Origin of the sequence: Thermosynechococcus sp. B3, assembly GCF_030323045.1 — a bacterium.
Classification (GTDB): domain Bacteria; phylum Cyanobacteriota; class Cyanobacteriia; order Thermosynechococcales; family Thermosynechococcaceae; genus Thermosynechococcus.
Genome location: NZ_CP097584.1, coordinates 2,044,572 through 2,062,380, shown reverse-complemented (window position 1 = coordinate 2,062,380; position 17,809 = coordinate 2,044,572). Strand labels below are relative to the sequence as shown.

The window sequence follows — 17,809 nt, the reverse complement described above, 5'->3', positions numbered from 1 at the left end:
CGATGGCCAAACCGATTCCCTATCAACCCCTTCTGCTACGCCTTGCCCATGGGGCGATCGCGATTTTGGCACTCCTCGCTCTCATCTCAGGGTTTTGGGTCTACAACACCTACGATGGCCGCTGGGGATCACTGCCCCTACCCAAGATTCCCGATATTCAAGGCCTCCACGGGACGATTGCCCTCGTCCTTTTATTGCTGTTTCCCTTCTTTGCGCTCTACTGCTTTCATTGGGGCGATCGCCGGCTGTTGCACAAGAAATCCTTGGCGCAACTTTCCCAAGGGAATTGGCACGCTTGGCAACGGTTGGCAAATACCCTAATGCTGGTGGCGGTCACGTTTGCCCTTATCAGCGGGCGGATGATGCAGGAGGAGTGGTTGTCCACAGGCGAGCTAAATCGAGGCTGGTACTTGGCTCATTTAGGGGCTTGGAGTGTGGTGCTCCTGAGTTTGCTGTCTCACTTGATTCTGGGGGCAAAGGCAGGGGGGCGGCCACTTTTGGTTTCAATGGTGAGTTTTGCAATCCGCCCAGAGGATCGGCGGATCGGGAACTGGTGGCGTGGCGGTAGGCTCAAGCCTTCCAATCAAGTGTTGTTGGGCCTAGAAATTGTTATTTTGCTGGGGATTGTGATTGCTTTTGTTTTGCCCGCTATCATAACTGCTCGATAATGCCCCGCAGGCGATCGTAGTCATCCTTGAGGAGTCGGTTCAGGTATTGCGCTGCCTGCACCAGCCACTGGCGATCGCGCTGGCGGAGTTGATACAAGGAACGCAGCGTTGCCGCCACCAAAGCATCGCCGGGACCATAGCGCAGGGTCAACAGTGTTCGCAAAAAGGTCAATGTGCCACTGAAGGCAATCACTTCCTCAACAGGACAGCCATAGACCTGCTGGTGCATTTGGGGTGGGTGGGGGGGCAAATGGTGATAAAAGTGTTCTTGTTCCTGAAAGCCAGTGATGGCGATCGTGATCTCAGTTTTCAACATGGCAAAAATATGGGGCTGCTCTTGCCGTAGTTGCTCTAGGGATAGCCCCAAGGCGGTGGCACGGTGAATGGTGTCAATGGGAGCCGTTACTACATAGGCAACAACGCCATAAATGACGCGATCGCCTTCAGGAATCCGCACCCAACTACCCAAGGCGGGCACTAGGGGAAAATCGAGGCTAGCGGGTTCGTGGCACTGGGCAATGCAGTGATCCGTTGCGGTTTGGATAATTTCCGCAAAGGGCTGGGGGGGAGGCGATCGCCGCGCCATCGTTTACTTTTTCGCTTTCGCTTTTTCCTTGGGCGTGGTCACCACTGGCTCTAGCTCACTAGTCTGAAAAGTAACCAATTTATCCCAGTTCCCGCCTTCAAAGAGCACTGCCACTTTGCCATCTGTAACCCGCTGTACAATCCCCTGAAATTGGTAGTAGGTATCGTTGGGATTGGTGACCTTCACGGTCATACCAGGGAGAATTGTCATTGCTAAGTCGCTGGCCATCGTCTTATCCCAAAGATGTTTATGTGAATTTATTATCTCCTGCCCTTGCCCCGTTCGCGCTTTGCTGAGGGGTAGCAAAGGATAAGTGTCAGCTATTGGTTTGATGATCTTTTCTTCAACGGAGAGGGAGGGATTCGAACCCTCGGATAGGAGTTACCTGCCTATCAACAGATTAGCAATCTGCCGCTTTCGACCACTCAGCCACCTCTCCTTTTTGAGGGTTCCTTATTGTAGATCAGTTTTCTCCCCCTTTTCAATCCTCGTGGTCTGCGGCTGTTGCTCTAGGGGGCGATCGCAATCGAGAATCCATGCTAGAGTTTTGCAGAATGGGTGTGTTGTGGGAGTGAAGCACATGGCTGTATGCTGGCAATCTTCACCAGTGCTTAGGCGCAGTCCTACCGTGGCTAAGTTGAGCAGGTTGCACGTCTAAGTTCTCATGTTGAATGATCTTGCCCTGAATCCCCAAAAAATGCTGGTGTCGGGACTCCTCGCGATCGCCCCCGTGACGCTGTCTAGCTCGGTTCAAGCTACACCCACCACGACTCCAATGGCACAGGCATCTTCCCAAACGCCAGCCTCGGATGTCCTCACGCCTCTCGACCCCAATCCCGATAGACTGGCGCTTCCTGAGACGGTCAAGATTGATCTCAATCAACCCCTCACCCTCGAGCAAGCGATTGAGGTGGCGATTCGCAATAACATTGGCCTACAGATTAGTGAGCTACAACTACAACGGGCACGGGCACAACTGCGACAGGTGCAAGCACAGCTTTATCCCACCCTTGTGTTTCAAGCCAGCATTGGCCAAAATACCTCCCCCGGTGGCCAGCCTGCCTACCTGCCCCTCAACTTTCAGCAGCAACTCTCTTTACAACAGCAGCAACAGCAACAGGCGCAGCAACAGCTTCTCGCTCAGCAACTGGCCGCCAGCAGTATTTTGAATACTCAGGTGCAACGACTGCAACAGCGATTTCAAGGCCCCCAACTCACGGCGTTTTCGGATCAGCAAAACCTTGAGCTGCAACAGCAACTGCAACAACTGCAAAATAGTGCCAGTCAGGCGGCTACCCCCTCCAACTTCACTCCCATTACCCTTGCACCAGTAAATCGACTCAACTTTACGAACTTTTTTACCAATCTTTTTGGGGCGACGAGTGGGGCAACGTCGAATGCAGCCCTGGTGATGAACTATACGTTGTTTGCGGGGGGCGGGCGATCGGCGGCCATTGCAGCAGCTCGTGACCAAGTGCGCCTCAGTGAACTCGAGGTACAACGCCAACGCCAACAACTGATCCTTGATGTAACGAATGATTACTATTTGGCGCAACAGGCCAAGGTTCAGGTGCAAATTGGTGAAGCTGCCGTAGCCAATGCCCAAGTGACCCTGCGGGATGCGACGGCCTTTGAGCAAGCAGGGATTGGGACGCTCTTGGATGTGTTGACCGCAGAGGTGAGCCTTGCCAATGCCCAGCAAAACTTGAGCCAAGCGCGCAATTTGGAAATCACCACCCGGCGACAGTTGGCACAGCGATTGAATGTGAATCAGACGGTGGATGTGGCGATCGCTGACCGCGTTGAACCCGCTGAAGAATGGTCACTTTCCCTTGAGGATAGTATTCTCCTTGCCTATCAGAACCGTGTTGAGCTAGAGCAGCGGCTGCTACAGCGCACGATTGCCCTGAACAATCGTCAGGTAGTATTGGCGGCTACCCGTCCCCAACTGAGTCTCTTTGCCAGTGGCAATCTGCTGGACAAGGTCACGGATGATCTCGCACCTCGCTTTGGCTATGGGGTAGGACTGCAAATGCAATTAGACCTCTTTGATGGCGGCAATGCCCGTGCCAGTGCGGCTCGCCAAGAAGCCCTTGCAGCAACCGCTGAGGAACAATATGCCAATCAGAAAAACATCATCCGCCTAGAGGTGGAAACAGCCTACACCAATCTCAGAGCCAATGCGAAAAACATTGCTACAGCACGGACAGCGGTTACCCAAGCCACTGAAGGGCTGCGCCTCGCTCGGCTGCGTTTTCAAGCGGGGGTAGGAACGCAACAAGAAGTCACCAATGCCGAAACGAATTTGACCCAAGCCCAAGGGAACCTTCTTGCTGCCATTTTGAACTATAATCGCTCCCTAGCCGCATTAAAGCGGGCTGTGGGCTATCCAGAACAAACACGTTTAGGCGCAAGGCAATAAAGGATGGGCGATCGCAAGCGGGCATTAATTACGGGCATCACCGGTCAAGATGGATCTTATCTGAGTGAGCTACTCCTTGAGAAGGGCTATGAAGTCCACGGCATTATTCGCCGCACCTCCACATTTAACACCGATCGCATTGATCACATTTACGTTGATCCCCACCAAGAGGGGGCGGCCCTGCGCCTGCACTATGGCGATCTCACCGATGGCGGCACCCTACGGCGCATTTTAGAACTGAGCCAGCCCGACGAAATTTACAATTTGGGGGCGCAATCCCATGTGCGGGTGAGCTTTGATGCGCCGCAATACACCGTCGAAACGGTGGCCATGGGGACGCTGCGACTGCTAGAGGCCATTCGCGAATACCAAGAGCGCACGGGCAAACAGGTGAAGTTTTACCAAGCGGGGTCTTCCGAGATGTTTGGCTTGGTGCAGGAGGTGCCGCAGCGGGAAACAACGCCCTTTTATCCCCGCAGTCCCTATGCCTGTGCCAAGGTCTATGCCCACTGGCAAACGGTGAATTATCGCGAGGCCTATAATCTTTTTGCCTGTAATGGGATTCTCTTTAACCACGAGTGTGTGACTGGCACCACACCAGTGATTCTGCGGCGGCGGGGACTGATGGATATTCTGCCTATTGCCGATGTTGTTCCCCATCGCAGTGATCCCAAGCAGGGTAAACGCTACACAACCGACTTGGCACCCGAGGATCGCTTTGAGGTCTGGGATGCCGAAGGCTGGACCAGTGTGACCTGCATGACGGCCACTTGGAATGGCGGCGATAAAACCGTTCATCGGATCATGGCAGGGGCGGCTCTCTACGAAACAACTGCTGATCATCAAGTTTTTGTCCTCGATAGGGAAACGCCCTGCGCGAAGGAGACACAGCAGGTCCAGGTGGGCGATCGCCTTGCCCTCATTGATCTGCCCCCCGCTACAGAGCAAGTGGATGTCAGCCCCAGCGAAGCTTGGCTCCTCGGGATTCTAGTTGCAGAGGGGCATATTACCCCTGAAGGTAAAGTGAAAGTCGCTAACCAAGACCCAGAATTATTGGCGCGGGTCAGTGCCACATGGCGAAAAGTTGCCGCAGGATATACCAGTGAGTACACCGCTGCGAGCGGCTTCCCAAACGGTCAGCCTGTGACCCAACTGCATCTCAATGGCAATTGCGACTATGGCCGCTACCTCTACCCCCAAATCTATACCCGTGAGGGTCACAAGCGGATTCCCCAACGCATTCTCAACGCTGATCATGCGGCTCGCTTGGCGTTTCTTGAGGGCTTTAACGCTGGGGATGGTTTGCGCAGTACCCCTTGTACCTATGAATTTCAGGGCTTTTGCACGGCTTCACCCGTATTGGCGGCAGGCCTCTATTGGTTGGTGAGCACCACCTTGGAGCAGCGTATTACCCTTTGCCTCGAAGAACGGGGCGATCGCATCTACTACAAGTTGAATTTGAACAGTCCCCAGACCACCCAATCGGGACAGCATCTCTGTCAACCCAAGGACGAAGTCATTAAAGCCCACGCGATCGCCCATGAAGGATGGGTATTCGATTTGGCAACCACCTCGGGCACCTTTCATGCTGGCATTGGCCAAGGTTGGATCCATAACTCCCCGCGGCGGGGTGAAACATTCGTGACCCGCAAAATTACCCGTGCGGTGGCTCGCATTGTCGCTGGCCAGCAAAACAAGCTCTATTTGGGCAACCTAGAAGCGAAGCGAGATTGGGGCTACGCCAAGGACTATGTGCGAGCCATGTGGCTGATGCTGCAACAGGAGCAACCCGATGACTATGTGGTGGCCACAGGCGAAACCCACTCCGTGCGGGAATTTTTAGAACTCGCCTTTGGTCATGTCGGTCTCAACTGGCAGGACTATGTGGAATTTGACCCCCGTTATTTGCGTCCCACAGAGGTGGATTTACTCTTGGGGGATCCAACCAAAGCCAAAACCGTTTTGGGCTGGCAGCCCTCGGTTACCTTTCCGGAACTGGTGGCGTTGATGGTGGAAGCGGATCTCCATGCGGTAGGGATTCAAGGAACAACCCCCAAAACCACCTCCGACACCGTGCTGGATCTCATTGCCCAGCGGCAGTTTATCAGTAAGGCAGACTAGTGATGGATCTCAGTAAAAAAAGGATTCTTGTCACCGGTGGGGCGGGATTTTTGGGACGCCAAGTGGTGGCGCAGTTGCAAAACGCCGGGGCAGTGCCTGAGCAAATCACAGTGGTGCGATCGCGCGACTACGACCTACGCCAACTCTCTGCTTGCCAAGCCGTCGTTCAAAACCAAGATATTATCATTCACCTTGCTGCCCATGTGGGGGGAATTGGCCTCAATCAAGTCAAGCCCGCTGAACTCTTTTATGACAACCTGATGATGGGGGCACAACTCATTGATTGTGCCTATCGCGCGGGAGTCGAGAAATTCGTCTGTGTGGGGACGATTTGCGCCTATCCCAAATTTACCCCTGTTCCCTTCAAAGAAAGCGATCTTTGGAACGGCTACCCCGAAGAAACCAACGCCCCCTACGGTATTGCTAAAAAAGCCCTTCTCGTGCAATTGCAAGCCTATCGGCAGCAGTATGGCTTTAATGGTATCTATCTCTTGCCCGTGAATCTTTATGGGCCGGGGGATAACTTTGACCCCCTGAGTTCCCATGTGATTCCTGCTTTAATTCGCAAAGTTTACATTGCTCAGCAACAGGGGGAGAGGGTGATTCCCGTGTGGGGGGATGGCAGCCCTAGCCGCGAATTTCTCTATGTTGAAGATGCTGCCCGTGGGATTGTCATGGCCACCCAAGCCTACGATCATCCTGATCCGGTTAACCTCGGTACGGGTGAAGAAATCACCATTAAGAATTTAGTTGAACTCATCTGCGACCTGATGGACTTTCAAGGCCAGATTGAATGGCAAACCGATAAGCCCAATGGTCAACCCCGCCGCTGCCTAGATACCACTAAGGCAAAAGAGGCCTTTGGGTTTCGTGCCCAAGTTTCCCTCAAAGAAGGCTTAGAACGTACAATTACTTGGTACCGTCAGCACGCTACGTCCCTATGAGACACTGGATCCAGCTTATTCAAGAGATTGCCCAAGACATCTTCCAAGAATTAGGCAGTGGTTTCAGCGAAGCCATCTATCAAAAAGCTTTTGAGGTTGCCCTGCGGGAACGGCAAATTGAGTACGAAGAACAACGCAAGGTACCGATTTTCTTTCACGGTTATTTTGTGGGGGAGGCCATTCCCGATCTCATTGTGCGTGACAATGGCCAAGCGGTTGTAGTCGTTGAACTCAAGGCTGTTCAGAACATTGGCGATAAGGAAGTCAAGCAAGTCAAGAAGTATATAGAAACCCTCAAAATTCCTGTAGGGGTTGTCGTCAACTTTTCCACTTCTACAGCAGGGGATCGGCCGCAAATCATTGAAGTGAACCTATAGCTGTTCCAATAAAGAATGAGATATCATCCAGCACAATACTTGCGAATCACTTCATCAATCGAACTGTTTGACCCTGCATACATCCGCGCTCGCTTCAGCGCACTGAAGTCGTGCTCAATCACATTCAAATCAAGAGAGTATTTCGGTAAAAATAACACCTCGTGACCCGCCGCTTTCACCACTGCCTGAATCGCTCCTTTCGGATGAATCGGTGCATGATTCATACACCGTTCTTGGTAACGCATTTGTTTTTTTCGGGTGATGCCCATCTGGTCGAGGGCGTAACTAACAGCGATGGATGGTGGCGCGGCTCACCTGAAAGATTTGAGTCGCTTCACTGATTTTACCACCTTTCTTGATATATGAGACAACCCGCTCTCGTAAGTCCAAGGTATAGCTCATGTTCTTGAGTGATATTCATGAATTTTTGAGTATAGCCTATCCTTCTTGAAAATATCTCATTCCCTTTCGAAATGGCCATAGGTGACAACCAGCAGCTCGCTAATCTTACCGCGTTTGTGGTGATTGGAGTTGATCACACGGCTAGCTTTCAGTTCAATGCAGCGCCAAGATTGATACAGTTGCAGCATCGGTTCTACCCAAGCATTGCTGAGCATGACGTAGCATCCCCGTTGAGCCAACTCACCAACAACCTTAGCTAAGGCAATCTGTTCTGCTTCACCAAAGGGTTGATCGGTGTAGCTGGTGAAGCTGGCCGTTTTGGAAAGGGGATAGTAAGGCGGATCAAAGTAGATAAAATCCCCCGCCGTTGCCCAAGTTAAGACCTCTTGAAAATCCGCCACACTTAATGTCACGTTTTGCAGAGCAATGCTCGCTTGGCGCAGAGCCTCTGGATCAAAAATCTGGGGATTGCGATAACGACCCATGGGAACGTTGAACTGCCCCGCACGATTAACACGATAGAGGCCGTTAAAACAGGTTTTGTTCAGATAGATGAAGCGAGCCGCTCGCGCGAGGGGATCAAGTTGCTGCTGATCTAAGCTACGAATGTGGTAGTAAAAGGCTTCGCTGTGCTGCTGGCGATATGCCGTGAGTTCTTGAATTAAGTCCTCCACGCGATCGCGCACAATTTGGTAGCAGTTCATTAGTTCAGGGTTGCGATCGCTCAGCCGCGCCTGCTGAAACTGAAACTGCCCCTGTTGGGCTTGGCCAAAGAGATACCAGTAGAGTGCCGCGCTCCCACAAAACGGCTCAGCATAACAGCGACATTGATGGGGTAAATAGGGAGCCATTTGGCTCAACAATTGCGACTTGCCCCCCGCCCACTTGAGAAATGGTTTCGGGCTGAGGATTGTTGCTGTCCCCACTAGGCCAGTGGAAACAGGATGAACAACAGTCCCTGCTGCCCCACGAGCAATTCCCGTAGGAGCGTGACAATACCCACCCAGATAATGGGACTAATATCCACTCCCCCAAGGGGCGGCACGACGCGGCGAGTTGGTGCCAGCACAGGCTCTGAAAGCCAGTAAATCACTTTCAATGGCCCTTGGGTGAGGTTGATCTGGGGGTACCATGTGAGGACAATCCGCACCAGAAAGATCAGGGTAAAAAGGGCGAGGATGATTCCCAGTACCCAATTGATGACAACGACAGGCATTGGCATTGCTTACACTATCCGAAATCATTATCCCAAAAAATGATCAAGGGCAGCTTTAAGTTCTGCCAGTTCCTGATCAATGCGTCCCTCTTGAGCGGCACGAGTCACACATTCATTCAAATGCTCATCGAGAATCAGCCGTGCCACCCGATCCAACGCTCCCCGCACTGCGGCAATTTGAATCAGTACCTCTGGGCAAGGGCGACTATCCTGGACCATCGTTTTGATACCACGCACGTGCCCTTCAATGCGCGAGAGCCGATTGACGATCGCCCGCAGCGATTCCTCACTGTGATGATGGGGATGGGAATGTAGGGAAGGGGAAGAATGGGAATGAGATTCAGTGCCCACGGCAAACAGTCCTAAACAATAACAATCAGTACAACAATCAACCTATTGAACAGAATATTCAACAGATTAGGAACTAGGTGTTGTGTTGCTCCCTGTTGAAAATAATTTCTTAAATTCACTAAGCGTTGGCGATTCATAGCTGCCAGTTGTTGGCGCTGAGCAGGGCTGAGAACTTCTTGGACTTCTAAAGCAGCCGCAAAACGTGTTCGTTGCAGCATCTCCCGTAAGCTCATCACCAATGCCGCCGCTCAAACGCTTGATCTAGCCGCTTCAAGTCTTGCTGCAATGCTTGGGCGTTAACCGACGCTAAATCAGGGTTGGTCTGCTTTGCTTCAGTCAATCGTTGGCACTGCACGTTGAAGCTGGGGTAAGGGGCATCCGCTGGGATGATGTACTCGCTAACCAAAGAGCAGGCATTGACTGGACATTTGCGCGAAGCAATCCAGTTTTTGCGCTCCCTCAGCGCGTGATTCCAAACCCTGCGGCACACCTCTAGATCGTGGTCGATCTGCTTGGCCTGCTGCTGGGTTAGTTTTAGTTTGTACTCGTACGTCAGGGTGAGCATGAGTGGATTATAGCGATTAGTCGCGCCCGATGTTCGGTGCTAGCTCAATATATCCAGCAACAAGCTGAGATTGAGTGACTACTCCCTGCGGTCGCCCGCTGCCTCACCACCACCTAACCGCTTTGCGGTATAGACGGAGCACTGCGGCGAATTTTGGTAGCAAACTTGCTAGCTGCGCTTGGTTTTGGCCATGAATGTTACGGCTCTTTCCTAAATTTTCGAATGGGCGTTTGCCTTGGGCGTCACTCCCGTAACTGTTGTCCCTAGGGAAGTCGTGATAGTATCGGGACACATCCCCCGCAGGATTCAGTGGACGAACCAACGTGACAGAACCAATTTTTTGGTTGGCGGTGTCACTGGTATTAGTGGCCGTATGCTTGGCAGCCGTTCTGGTTGCTGCGATTCCGGCATTTATGGAATTGGCACGGGCGGCGCGCAGTGCCGAAAAGCTCTTTGATACCTTGGGGCGTGAACTGCCGCCTACCCTAGAAGCAATTCGCTTGACGGGTCTGGAGATTAGCGATCTCACCGATGACATTAGCCAAGGGGTAGAAAGTGCGGGCAATGTCGTCAAGCAGGTGGATCAAGGAATTGCAGCGGCAAAACGCCAAGTTCAAGAGGCGAAAGTGACCACCCGTAGTGTTTTTGCCGGGGTAAAAGCCGCATGGCAAACGTGGAATCGTCCCAGTCGCAAACCTTCGCGGTTGCCGCCGAGTCAATTCTCACCGCCGCCAGAGCGATCGCCCCAAGAACGCCGTGAGCAGGCCAAGGAAAGCTGAATCATCCCTTGGCGTAGAGTCGCCACTGGCTCAGCCCCTAGCTTGAGTTGATACTCCGTGGTTAAGAGAATCTGCAAACAGGCTTGAAGGGCCGGCAAAGCAACAGCGTTCACTTCTTTTTGCAGGAAATAGACCCGTTTCGGATTTCCCACTTCGGCGAGCTTGGCAATGCGTTGATTGTCGCGCTCATGGCTGAGCAACTTGACCCACAACCACGTGCGAAATTGTTTCGTCAGGGTGGCCAAAAGGCGCAAGGGGGGTTCATTTTGGAGTAGCAAGTCCTCCAGTTGGCTCAGGGCAGTGGCTGTGTCTCCCCGCAGCAGGGTACTGGCAAGGGTGAGGCTACTTTGTTGGGTGGCATGAACAAGGGTGGTGATGTCTTCAGCGGTAAGGGGGCGATCGCCCGCAAACAAGGCCAATTTTTCTAATTCATTGTGGAGTTGGCGACTGTCATTGCCCACGGCTTCGGCAAGCAGTTGTATTCCTTCTGGGGGCAGGCGGACTGGATAGCGTTGAGCCGCCTCACGGATCTGCTGTTCAATCTCAGCGGTTTTCCAAGCGGCAATCGGACTAAATTCCTGAATCGTGCCATGCTGTTGCAGCAGCTTGACGGCTTTACTGCGGCTGTCGGGTTTTTGGCTACTGGTGAGCAGTAAATGACAGTTCGGAGGAACTTGCGGCAAGGTGAGTTCTAAATCTGCGAGTAGTTCCGCACTACAGCGTTGACCCAAGGTCGTATTCACCAGCCACACCAAGCGATCGCCTTCTCCAAAGGGCGGCGTCATCACCTGCGCCAACGCGGCTTGAACGGCCTCAGCATCCTCCCCAGCAAATTTTTCGAAGTTAAAACTCTCCCACAGGGGATCAACCACCCGCTGCCGTAGGTCTTTGACGGCCTGCTCGAGTCGAAATTGATCTTCTCCCCAGTAGAAGTAAACGGGCATGATGCGGAAATTTTCCCTTATCCACTAGGATAAAGACATTGTGGCGGAGACTTTAAGGAAATGTTGCAATCTTGTTCCCGATGGCCATCCCGCCTTTTGGCGCTGGGTACACTGGGGGTAGGGTTAGCAATCGCTCCCCTCCTCTGGCAGCCCGCAGACTCCCAAGAAACGCCTTCCCAAGCCCTCACCATCTTGGCGGATGTGCAGCAGGCAAATGCCGTCACAGGCGTGATCACGGCACGGGGCAATGTGCAACTGCGCTATCCCGCCCGCCAAATTCAGGCCACGGCGGCACAAGCACAATACTTTAGCCGGGAGGGGCGCATTGTCCTCAGTGGGAATGTGTATGTTTTGCAACAGGGGAACAGTCTCCGCGCTGACACCATCACATATCTTATTGAGGAAGCAAAATTTGTCGCTCTGCCCGCCCCCAGCCGCCAAGTCGAATCTATTTTAATGATCCCCGATGACCCTAACCAACAAATTCTTACACCTGTGCAGCCCTAATGGGCGGTTTGCGCTACCGACCACGCTTCGCCTAGAGGGGGTATGTAAACGGTATGGCAGTCGTTGGGTGGTGGATCACGTCAGTCTCTCGGTGGCACGGGGAGAAGTGGTGGGTCTGCTGGGGCCCAATGGTGCAGGGAAAACGACGACCTTTTACATGGCCACGGGGATTGAACGACCGGATGATGGCCGAGTATGGCTGGATGATGAGGATATTACCCAAGCTCCCTTGCATCAGCGGGCACGGCGGGGCATTGGCTATCTGCCCCAAGAACCGAGTATCTTTCGCCAGTTGACGGTTGCTGAAAATATTCTCTTGGTTTTAGAGGAGACGGGAGTGCCGCGGCGACAGTGGCGCGATCGCTTGGATCAACTGCTGACGGAATTTCGCTTGACCCACATTGCCCACACCCTCGGTCGGCGAGTCTCAGGGGGAGAACGGCGGCGCACCGAATTAGCCCGTGCCTTAGCAGCAGGAACCCAAGGACCCAGTTTTTTACTGCTCGATGAACCCTTTGCGGGTGTGGATCCCATTGCTGTGCATGACCTCCAGGACATGATTGCCAAGCTGCGCGATCGCCAAATGGGCATTCTCATTACCGATCACAATGTGCGGGAAACGCTGGAAATTATTGACCGCGCCTACATTTTACGGGAAGGGCAGATTTTAGCCGCAGGGAATAGCTGGGAATTGGCACAGGATGCCAAAGTGCGGCAATACTACCTCGGTGAGGATTTTCGCTTCTAGACATGATCAGAGCACTGCGGCGGATCTGGCTGCCGACCCTCCCCAAGTTAGATCAGTATCTTCTCTCGCTACTGCTGCCGGGGTTTGTTTTTGGCGTTACAATCTTTACCACTTTGGCGCTGACCGTCGGCACGATTTTTGATCTGGTGCGACAAATTGCCGATGCTCAACTGCCCCTAACGATTTTGCTGCAATTGATTGGCTATCAACTGCCTACCGTCTTGGTCTTGGTGTTTCCGATGGCCGTGTTGCTCGCGGTTGTGGGGGCGATGAGTCGGCTCTCAGAGGAGGGGGAGTGGGTTGCGCTGCGCAGTGTGGGGATTTGTCTGCGCCGTGTCCTCGTCCCTGTGGTGGTTTTTGCATTGTTTGTGAGTGGGTTGACCCTTGCGCTCAATGAAATCGCCGTACCCATCGCCAAGTATGAATCGCAAAAACTCATGCGGGAGTTACTGCAACAGCAGCGTACCCTCGGCTCAGGCACCGATATTTTCTACCCTGAGTACGATCGCCAAGGAGATGTGCGGCGACTGTATTATGGGCATCGCTTTGATGGCAGCCGCATTCAGGGAATCACGGTTTTGGACTTTTCGCAACCGCAGGTGACTCAGGTCATTAGCGCTGAATCCGCGGAGTGGAATGTGCGTGAGAGTCGCTGGTTACTCTCTCAGGGGATAGCCTATTTGATTAGCCACACGGGGGTCAGCCGCAATCTGTTGCAATTTGACCAACAGGAGATCCGCTTGCCGCGGCCTGCCCAATCTCAACAACTGCGGCCAACGGATGTGGATGAACTCTCGATCACCCAAGCACGCCGTGCGCTGCAACGTCTCGATCCCAATCAAGAGCCAGAACTGGTGCGTGCCCTCAAGGTTCACTTGGCTCAGGCCTATGCCCAACCCTTTTTGGCGGTGGTCTTTGCCCTTTTAGGGGTGGGGTTTGGCCTCAGTCCCTCCCAACGGCGGGGGCGGCAGGGATTTGGCATTAGTGTGGCGGTGGTGTTTGGTCAGTACGTGCTCACGTTTTTTCTCGGTGCACTGGGGACAATTGGCACCCTCTCCCCCCTTGCAGCAGCGTGGTTGCCCCACGGCATTGGCTTGGTGGTGGCGATCGCCCTACTGTGGCGTGCGGATCGCAGCTAGAGAGGTATGATGAAAAAAGTGCTGATTGCTGATCCATGCCGCAAACGTTTGATCTTCACGTTGTTGAGACGCGACCCTTGTTGACGCCTGCTACCCTGCTGGCGGATTTGCCGCTGACCGAATCCCAAGCCACCCTTGTGGCCACAACCCGCGATCGCATTCGTGATATTTTCAAGGGGCGCGATCGCCGACTGCTGGTCATTGTGGGGCCTTGTTCAATTCACGATGTCAAGGCGGCCTTGGAATATGGGGAAAAGTTGGCGCGGCTGCGCGATCGCCTGCGGGATAGTCTTGAAATCGTCATGCGGGTTTATTTTGAAAAACCACGCACTTCTGTAGGCTGGAAAGGGCTGATCAACGATCCGCACCTCGATGGCAGCTATGATATCAACACTGGGTTACGCCTCGCACGCAAGCTGCTGCTGGATTTGGCCAACTTGGGGATGCCCGCCGCTACAGAATTGCTCGATCCAATCATTCCCCAGTACATTGCTGACGTTGTGAGTTGGACCGCCATTGGTGCTCGTACGACGGAAAGCCAAACCCACCGTCAAATGGCGTCGGGTCTCTCGATGCCCGTAGGCTTCAAAAATGGCACTGATGGTCACTTAGATTCGGCAATTAATGCCATGATCGCGGCACAGCAGTCGCACCATTTTCTGGGAATTAATGCTGAAGGCCGTGCCAGTATTGTTGCCACCACTGGGAATCCCGATACTCACCTTGTACTGCGCGGCGGCAAAGAGGGCCCTAACTATTCTGCCGCTCACATCGAAATGGCGGCTGCCCTCCTAGAGCGTAAGGGACTCACCCCCCGCCTGATGGTGGATTGTAGCCATGCCAACGCTGCCAAAGATGCCCAACGCCAAGTGCTAGTGTGTGAAAATCTTGCCCAGCAGGTACAGCAAGGTTCCCGTTATTTGGCGGGTGTGATGATCGAGAGCCATCTCAAGGCGGGTAATCAACCGATTCCCAAGGATCTTTCGCAGTTGGTCTATGGTCAAAGTATTACCGATCCCTGCGTGGACTTTGCGACAACAGTAACGATGCTCGAAGAATTGGCTAGTGCGGTGGGGTCACAACTGGTTGCCAGATAACTGAATCGCCTATTGTAGCAGGGGAAGCTAGTTACTTGCCCCTTGGGAAGGTAGATTCAATGAAAAGAATTCTTCCTCATTTTTGAGGATGTGAAAGACCTTATCCATGCTCGTGAGTTCAAAGAGCATCATCATCTGCTTGGGAATATTGCATAGGTAAAGCTGTCCCCCACCTGCCCGGACCGTTTTTAGGGCAACAACAAGAGCGCCTAAGCCAGAACTATCAATGAAGGTGACCTCACCACAATCCAGCAATAGGGCTTGAGTCCCCCCTTGAACCAGCTCACTAATGGTTTGACGAAATTCCTGAGCTTGGGGGCCACCAAAGACCCCAGACAGCTTAATCACTTCGACAGTATTGGCCATAACAGGATGATGGAAAGGAGTTCCCCGCTAGTATACAGCCTTTTTTTACCGAGATTCGTCACGCGACCAACCCATAACCGCCCTTTGCTGGGTTCCAGAGATGGGGTGCTCTGTGAAATTTTGTGGAGCGAGCGTAACAAGCCGTAGTAGTCATAGTAGGCTTAACTCTAGCCGTTGAGAAATTTTTAGGACGATAACTCATGGTGCAACGTGGTTCTAAAGTCAAGATTCTCCGCCCTGAATCCTACTGGTACAACGAAGTGGGTACCGTCGCCTCTGTGGATCAAACCCCCGGCGTCAAATATCCTGTGATTGTGCGCTTCGACAAAGTCAATTACACCGGCTACAGCGGCAGTGCCAGCGGTGTGAATACCAATAACTTTGCGCTGCACGAAGTGCAAGAAGTGGCTCCGCCCAAAAAAGGGAAATAGTTTCTGAGACCGTGCCGGAATTACCGGAAGTTGAAACCGTACGTCGTGGGCTAGAGGTGGTCACCCTTGGGCAACCCATTGTGGGGGTCGAGGTGCTTCTAGCCCGTTCTATTGCGCTTCCGGAAGAGCCGCAAGCGTTTATTGATCACCTGTGCGATCGCTCTATTCAACAGTGGCATCGGCGGGGCAAGTACCTTTTGGCCGCCCTCAATGACGGCAGTCGCCTCGTGATTCATCTGCGCATGAGCGGCCAGTTGTTGTGGCTGACGACTCCCCAGCCTCCCTGCCCCCATACCCGTGTACGCTGGTTTTTCGCAACGGGGGCGGAACTCCGCTTTGTGGATCAACGGACGTTTGGTCGCTGTTGGTGGATTCCTGCACACTGCCGCCCCGAAACGGCGATTCCCACACTGGCCAGCTTGGCACCAGAACCCCTGAGTGAGGCCTTTACAGTTTGGTTCTTGGCGGAGCGGTTGGTGCATTATCGTCGCGCGCTAAAAACGGCGCTCTTAGATCAAACCGTTGTTGCGGGCATGGGGAATATCTATGCCGATGAAAGTCTTTTCTTGAGTGGTCTGCACCCCGCCCTACCCACCTACACCCTAACGATTGAGCAGATCGTTCACCTCCATCAGGTGATTCGCCAAGTGCTGAGGGAAGCGATTGCAGCGGGCGGTACGACAATTCGTAGCTTTGTCACTCCGACGGGGGTGAATGGTCGCTATGGGGGGCAGGCATGGGTTTATGGTCGCAAGGGGGAAGCCTGCCGCGTCTGTGGCACAACGATTGAACGGCTGCGCTTGGCAGGACGCTCCAGTCACTATTGTCCTCGCTGTCAGCCACTCTCTTCCGCAATGGGCAAATAAAGGGTGAGAATTTCGCCCGCTTGGCGATCGCGCCGTTGAATGACCTTAGCGCCGACCGCTTCTATTAAGAGTTTTGCCGCCTGAAAGTTGAGACTCAGTTGCCCGGTTGCGGGATGCCACAGGAGCAGGTGCCCCAAGGCGGCCAGATCGCTGCGGTGTTTGTACTGGGGCGATCGCAATTCTAGCTTCACGTGCTGCCCTGCCCGCTGCACCACCAATTGCAGTTCACTCTCTGGGGCAAGGGTTTGGCTATAGTATTCCACTAACCCGGTCAAGACCTGATCTAAAGACGTTGGATCACTGAGAACAAGGGGTAAATTGGGCGGATAATCAAGAACCAATTTGACCTGACGACGCGCCGCCTGCTTTTGCCAGCGAGCCAAGTTGGTTGTGAAGAGTTCCGTCAAGTGGGTCCGCCCAAACGCAAGGGGGGGTTTGGGGCTAGGACTGGTGAAGATTTCGGCGGCATCACTCAGGAGATTAAAGCGGGTGATTTGATCTTGAATCTCTTGACCAATCTTTTGCAGATACTGGTACGTGCGCTGCGGTAGATTCTCTTGCCGTTGTAGCAATTGGATAAAGGTATTGATGGTGGTGAGGGGAGTGCGCACCTCGTGGGAAAGGGCTTGCAGCAGGCTAATGTCCGCAGCCATGGGGGTAGAAGTCACAGTCAGGGGCGTGGCCGCCGGTTGACTATAGTCCAGCAGCCATTGACCAAACTGACTCACCAAACGATAGCTGGGGGGCACCATCTCCACACTGGCCAGCCACTGATCAATGGGGTCGAGATCGGCTAAGGGAAGTTGCTGCCGCAACTGCTGCCAAAAAGCATGAATTTCCTCAGGAGCAAAGGAAAAGTGCAGTCCGCGCTCCCCTTGATAGATCAGTAAAAGATTAACCTCTGGACTCAGTAGTAGGCAAAAGGGATTCATGCCTTCTCGCGCTGCGGGCAAAAGGGTCATTGCCGGCAAAGCAGGATGGGTGTCTGTGGGGGGCAGGTAGGGCAGCGATCGCCCCTGGGGCATGAGGACATAGGTTTTTAGGGGACAATCTTGAAGAATGAGGCTGGGGAAGGAGACTAAAAAGCCCTCAATGGGATGCGTAACTGCCAATAATCTTTCTAAGGCAGCAACCCCCGCTTGCCACTGCCAAAAGCGATCGCCAGCACGGGTATCATACCGATCAATGGTGGAATGCGAGCGTCCCATAGCAGCCGATGCAACGTCCCCAACTGCCTCGACCATAGCCCCAATGATTCCAATCTGCCTAGGAGTAAAACC

At 53.4% G+C, this 17,809-nt stretch carries 21 protein-coding genes, 1 tRNA gene and 4 pseudogenes; 13 read left to right on the top strand and 13 right to left on the bottom strand.

The window, feature by feature from the left end:
- The first annotated feature begins 2 nt into the window (after window positions 1–2).
- The gene (locus M0646_RS10245) at window positions 3–668 is read left to right on the top strand and encodes a cytochrome b/b6 domain-containing protein (RefSeq protein ID WP_149820540.1); all 666 of its coding nucleotides are present in this window, start codon (window positions 3–5) and stop codon (window positions 666–668) included.
- Here the strand turns inward: M0646_RS10245 and M0646_RS10240 are convergent.
- From M0646_RS10240 to M0646_RS10230, 3 genes are all read right to left on the bottom strand, one after another.
- Window positions 652–1,254 (bottom strand): HAS-barrel domain-containing protein, encoded by a 603-nt coding sequence (locus M0646_RS10240; protein ID WP_149820538.1) that lies wholly within the window; start codon window positions 1,252–1,254, stop codon window positions 652–654. The genes M0646_RS10245 and M0646_RS10240 overlap by 17 nt on opposite strands.
- 3 nt (window positions 1,255–1,257) lie before the next feature.
- Window positions 1,258–1,590, bottom strand: coding sequence for a photosynthetic/respiratory NAD(P)H-quinone oxidoreductase subunit S (gene ndhS / locus M0646_RS13235; protein ID WP_286627186.1), 333 nt, complete (start codon window positions 1,588–1,590; stop codon window positions 1,258–1,260).
- 11 nt (window positions 1,591–1,601) lie between these two features.
- Window positions 1,602–1,693: transfer RNA gene (locus M0646_RS10230), tRNA-Ser, on the bottom strand.
- A gap of 225 nt (window positions 1,694–1,918) precedes the next feature.
- Between M0646_RS10230 and M0646_RS10225 the strand changes: the two genes are divergently transcribed.
- From M0646_RS10225 to M0646_RS10205, 5 genes and pseudogenes are all read left to right on the top strand, one after another.
- Complete coding sequence (locus tag M0646_RS10225) at window positions 1,919–3,676, top strand: TolC family protein (protein ID WP_286649611.1); 1,758 nt, start codon at window positions 1,919–1,921, stop codon at window positions 3,674–3,676.
- Window positions 3,677–3,679: 3 nt separating this feature from the next.
- Window positions 3,680–4,255: pseudogene (locus tag M0646_RS10220) on the top strand (GDP-mannose 4,6-dehydratase); the annotation flags it as partial.
- Window positions 4,256–5,287: 1,032 nt separating this feature from the next.
- A pseudogene (locus M0646_RS13230) lies at window positions 5,288–5,797 on the top strand (GDP-mannose 4,6-dehydratase); the annotation flags it as partial.
- A 2-nt stretch (window positions 5,798–5,799) separates the two neighbouring features.
- On the top strand, window positions 5,800–6,741 hold the full coding sequence (locus M0646_RS10210; protein WP_286649610.1) for a GDP-L-fucose synthase: 942 nt from the start codon (window positions 5,800–5,802) through the stop codon (window positions 6,739–6,741).
- Window positions 6,738–7,118, top strand: a complete 381-nt coding sequence (locus M0646_RS10205; protein WP_286649609.1) for a GxxExxY protein — start codon at window positions 6,738–6,740, stop codon at window positions 7,116–7,118. Before M0646_RS10210 ends, M0646_RS10205 begins: the two co-directional genes overlap by 4 nt.
- A gap of 23 nt (window positions 7,119–7,141) precedes the next feature.
- On the opposite strand, the pseudogene M0646_RS13225 reads toward M0646_RS10205, so the two are convergent.
- The 7 genes and pseudogenes from M0646_RS13225 to M0646_RS10175 all read right to left on the bottom strand — a co-directional run.
- Window positions 7,142–7,342 (bottom strand): annotated as a pseudogene (locus M0646_RS13225) (transposase); the annotation flags it as partial.
- A 61-nt stretch (window positions 7,343–7,403) separates the two neighbouring features.
- The gene (locus M0646_RS13220; RefSeq protein WP_399362138.1) at window positions 7,404–7,520 is read right to left on the bottom strand and encodes an IS630 transposase-related protein; all 117 of its coding nucleotides are present in this window, start codon (window positions 7,518–7,520) and stop codon (window positions 7,404–7,406) included.
- Window positions 7,521–7,576: 56 nt separating this feature from the next.
- Window positions 7,577–8,446, bottom strand: coding sequence for a DNA adenine methylase (locus tag M0646_RS10195; RefSeq protein WP_149820525.1), 870 nt, complete (start codon window positions 8,444–8,446; stop codon window positions 7,577–7,579).
- On the bottom strand, window positions 8,446–8,742 hold the full coding sequence (locus M0646_RS10190) for a YggT family protein (protein WP_286649608.1): 297 nt from the start codon (window positions 8,740–8,742) through the stop codon (window positions 8,446–8,448). Before M0646_RS10190 ends, M0646_RS10195 begins: the two co-directional genes overlap by 1 nt.
- Window positions 8,743–8,763: 21 nt before the next feature.
- The gene (locus M0646_RS10185; protein WP_149820521.1) at window positions 8,764–9,087 is read right to left on the bottom strand and encodes a metal-sensing transcriptional repressor; all 324 of its coding nucleotides are present in this window, start codon (window positions 9,085–9,087) and stop codon (window positions 8,764–8,766) included.
- Between the two features lie 11 nt (window positions 9,088–9,098).
- Window positions 9,099–9,320 carry a hypothetical protein gene (locus tag M0646_RS10180; RefSeq protein WP_149820518.1) on the bottom strand — a complete coding sequence of 74 codons (222 nt, stop codon included), beginning with the start codon at window positions 9,318–9,320 and terminating at the stop codon, window positions 9,099–9,101.
- A gap of 14 nt (window positions 9,321–9,334) precedes the next feature.
- A pseudogene (locus M0646_RS10175) lies at window positions 9,335–9,652 on the bottom strand (helix-turn-helix domain-containing protein); the annotation flags it as partial.
- A gap of 323 nt (window positions 9,653–9,975) precedes the next feature.
- Here M0646_RS10175 and M0646_RS10170 point away from each other — a divergent pair.
- Window positions 9,976–10,431 (top strand): hypothetical protein, encoded by a 456-nt coding sequence (locus tag M0646_RS10170; protein WP_286625585.1) that lies wholly within the window; start codon window positions 9,976–9,978, stop codon window positions 10,429–10,431.
- Here the strand turns inward: M0646_RS10170 and holA are convergent.
- Window positions 10,368–11,375, bottom strand: a complete 1,008-nt coding sequence (holA, locus tag M0646_RS10165) for a DNA polymerase III subunit delta (protein ID WP_286649607.1) — start codon at window positions 11,373–11,375, stop codon at window positions 10,368–10,370. The two genes, M0646_RS10170 and holA, sit on opposite strands and share 64 nt — an antisense overlap.
- Window positions 11,376–11,435: 60 nt before the next feature.
- Here holA and M0646_RS10160 point away from each other — a divergent pair, with 60 nt between their 5' ends.
- From M0646_RS10160 to M0646_RS10145, 4 genes are read left to right on the top strand one after another with little or no spacing between them, the layout of a single operon-like run.
- On the top strand, window positions 11,436–11,882 hold the full coding sequence (locus M0646_RS10160) for an LptA/OstA family protein (protein ID WP_149820512.1): 447 nt from the start codon (window positions 11,436–11,438) through the stop codon (window positions 11,880–11,882).
- Entirely contained in the window at window positions 11,842–12,630 is a 789-nt protein-coding gene (gene lptB / locus M0646_RS10155) for an LPS export ABC transporter ATP-binding protein (RefSeq protein ID WP_286625582.1), read from the top strand. The genes M0646_RS10160 and lptB overlap by 41 nt, the downstream gene beginning before the upstream one ends.
- Window positions 12,631–12,632: 2 nt before the next feature.
- On the top strand, window positions 12,633–13,769 hold the full coding sequence (locus M0646_RS10150; protein WP_149820508.1) for an LptF/LptG family permease: 1,137 nt from the start codon (window positions 12,633–12,635) through the stop codon (window positions 13,767–13,769).
- A gap of 35 nt (window positions 13,770–13,804) precedes the next feature.
- On the top strand, window positions 13,805–14,866 hold the full coding sequence (locus M0646_RS10145) for a 3-deoxy-7-phosphoheptulonate synthase (protein WP_149820506.1): 1,062 nt from the start codon (window positions 13,805–13,807) through the stop codon (window positions 14,864–14,866).
- Window positions 14,867–14,893: 27 nt separating this feature from the next.
- On the opposite strand, the gene M0646_RS10140 is transcribed toward M0646_RS10145, so the two are convergent.
- Complete coding sequence (locus M0646_RS10140) at window positions 14,894–15,232, bottom strand: STAS domain-containing protein (protein WP_149820504.1); 339 nt, start codon at window positions 15,230–15,232, stop codon at window positions 14,894–14,896.
- Window positions 15,233–15,432: 200 nt separating this feature from the next.
- Between M0646_RS10140 and M0646_RS10135 the strand changes: the two genes are divergently transcribed.
- Entirely contained in the window at window positions 15,433–15,663 is a 231-nt protein-coding gene (locus M0646_RS10135) for a photosystem I reaction center subunit IV (protein ID WP_011057407.1), read from the top strand.
- Window positions 15,664–15,674: 11 nt separating this feature from the next.
- Window positions 15,675–16,529: a DNA-formamidopyrimidine glycosylase gene (locus M0646_RS10130; RefSeq protein WP_286625580.1), complete on the top strand. Its 855-nt coding sequence runs from the start codon at window positions 15,675–15,677 to the stop codon at window positions 16,527–16,529.
- Here the strand turns inward: M0646_RS10130 and M0646_RS10125 are convergent.
- A complete protein-coding gene (locus tag M0646_RS10125; protein WP_190278065.1) occupies window positions 16,499–17,737 on the bottom strand; it encodes a sensor histidine kinase KdpD in 1,239 nt (412 codons plus the stop codon). The two genes, M0646_RS10130 and M0646_RS10125, sit on opposite strands and share 31 nt — an antisense overlap.
- Window positions 17,738–17,809 lie beyond the last annotated feature (72 nt).

Coding starts and splice junctions, on each gene's coding strand:
- M0646_RS10240 (WP_149820538.1), bottom strand. CDS start 1,254: ATGGCGCGGCGATCGCCTCCCCCCCAGCCCTTTGCGGAAATTATCCAA.
- M0646_RS10205 (WP_286649609.1), top strand. CDS start 6,738: ATGAGACACTGGATCCAGCTTATTCAAGAGATTGCCCAAGACATCTTC.
- M0646_RS10140 (WP_149820504.1), bottom strand. CDS start 15,232: ATGGCCAATACTGTCGAAGTGATTAAGCTGTCTGGGGTCTTTGGTGGC.
- M0646_RS10190 (WP_286649608.1), bottom strand. CDS start 8,742: ATGCCAATGCCTGTCGTTGTCATCAATTGGGTACTGGGAATCATCCTC.
- M0646_RS10210 (WP_286649610.1), top strand. CDS start 5,800: ATGGATCTCAGTAAAAAAAGGATTCTTGTCACCGGTGGGGCGGGATTT.
- M0646_RS10180 (WP_149820518.1), bottom strand. CDS start 9,320: ATGAGCTTACGGGAGATGCTGCAACGAACACGTTTTGCGGCTGCTTTA.
- M0646_RS10150 (WP_149820508.1), top strand. CDS start 12,633: ATGATCAGAGCACTGCGGCGGATCTGGCTGCCGACCCTCCCCAAGTTA.
- M0646_RS10160 (WP_149820512.1), top strand. CDS start 11,436: ATGTTGCAATCTTGTTCCCGATGGCCATCCCGCCTTTTGGCGCTGGGT.
- lptB (WP_286625582.1), top strand. CDS start 11,842: ATGACCCTAACCAACAAATTCTTACACCTGTGCAGCCCTAATGGGCGG.
- M0646_RS10225 (WP_286649611.1), top strand. CDS start 1,919: ATGTTGAATGATCTTGCCCTGAATCCCCAAAAAATGCTGGTGTCGGGA.
- M0646_RS10145 (WP_149820506.1), top strand. CDS start 13,805: ATGCCGCAAACGTTTGATCTTCACGTTGTTGAGACGCGACCCTTGTTG.
- M0646_RS10125 (WP_190278065.1), bottom strand. CDS start 17,737: ATGGGACGCTCGCATTCCACCATTGATCGGTATGATACCCGTGCTGGC.
- holA (WP_286649607.1), bottom strand. CDS start 11,375: ATGCCCGTTTACTTCTACTGGGGAGAAGATCAATTTCGACTCGAGCAG.
- M0646_RS10245 (WP_149820540.1), top strand. CDS start 3: ATGGCCAAACCGATTCCCTATCAACCCCTTCTGCTACGCCTTGCCCAT.
- M0646_RS13220 (WP_399362138.1), bottom strand. CDS start 7,520: ATGAGCTATACCTTGGACTTACGAGAGCGGGTTGTCTCATATATCAAG.
- M0646_RS10135 (WP_011057407.1), top strand. CDS start 15,433: ATGGTGCAACGTGGTTCTAAAGTCAAGATTCTCCGCCCTGAATCCTAC.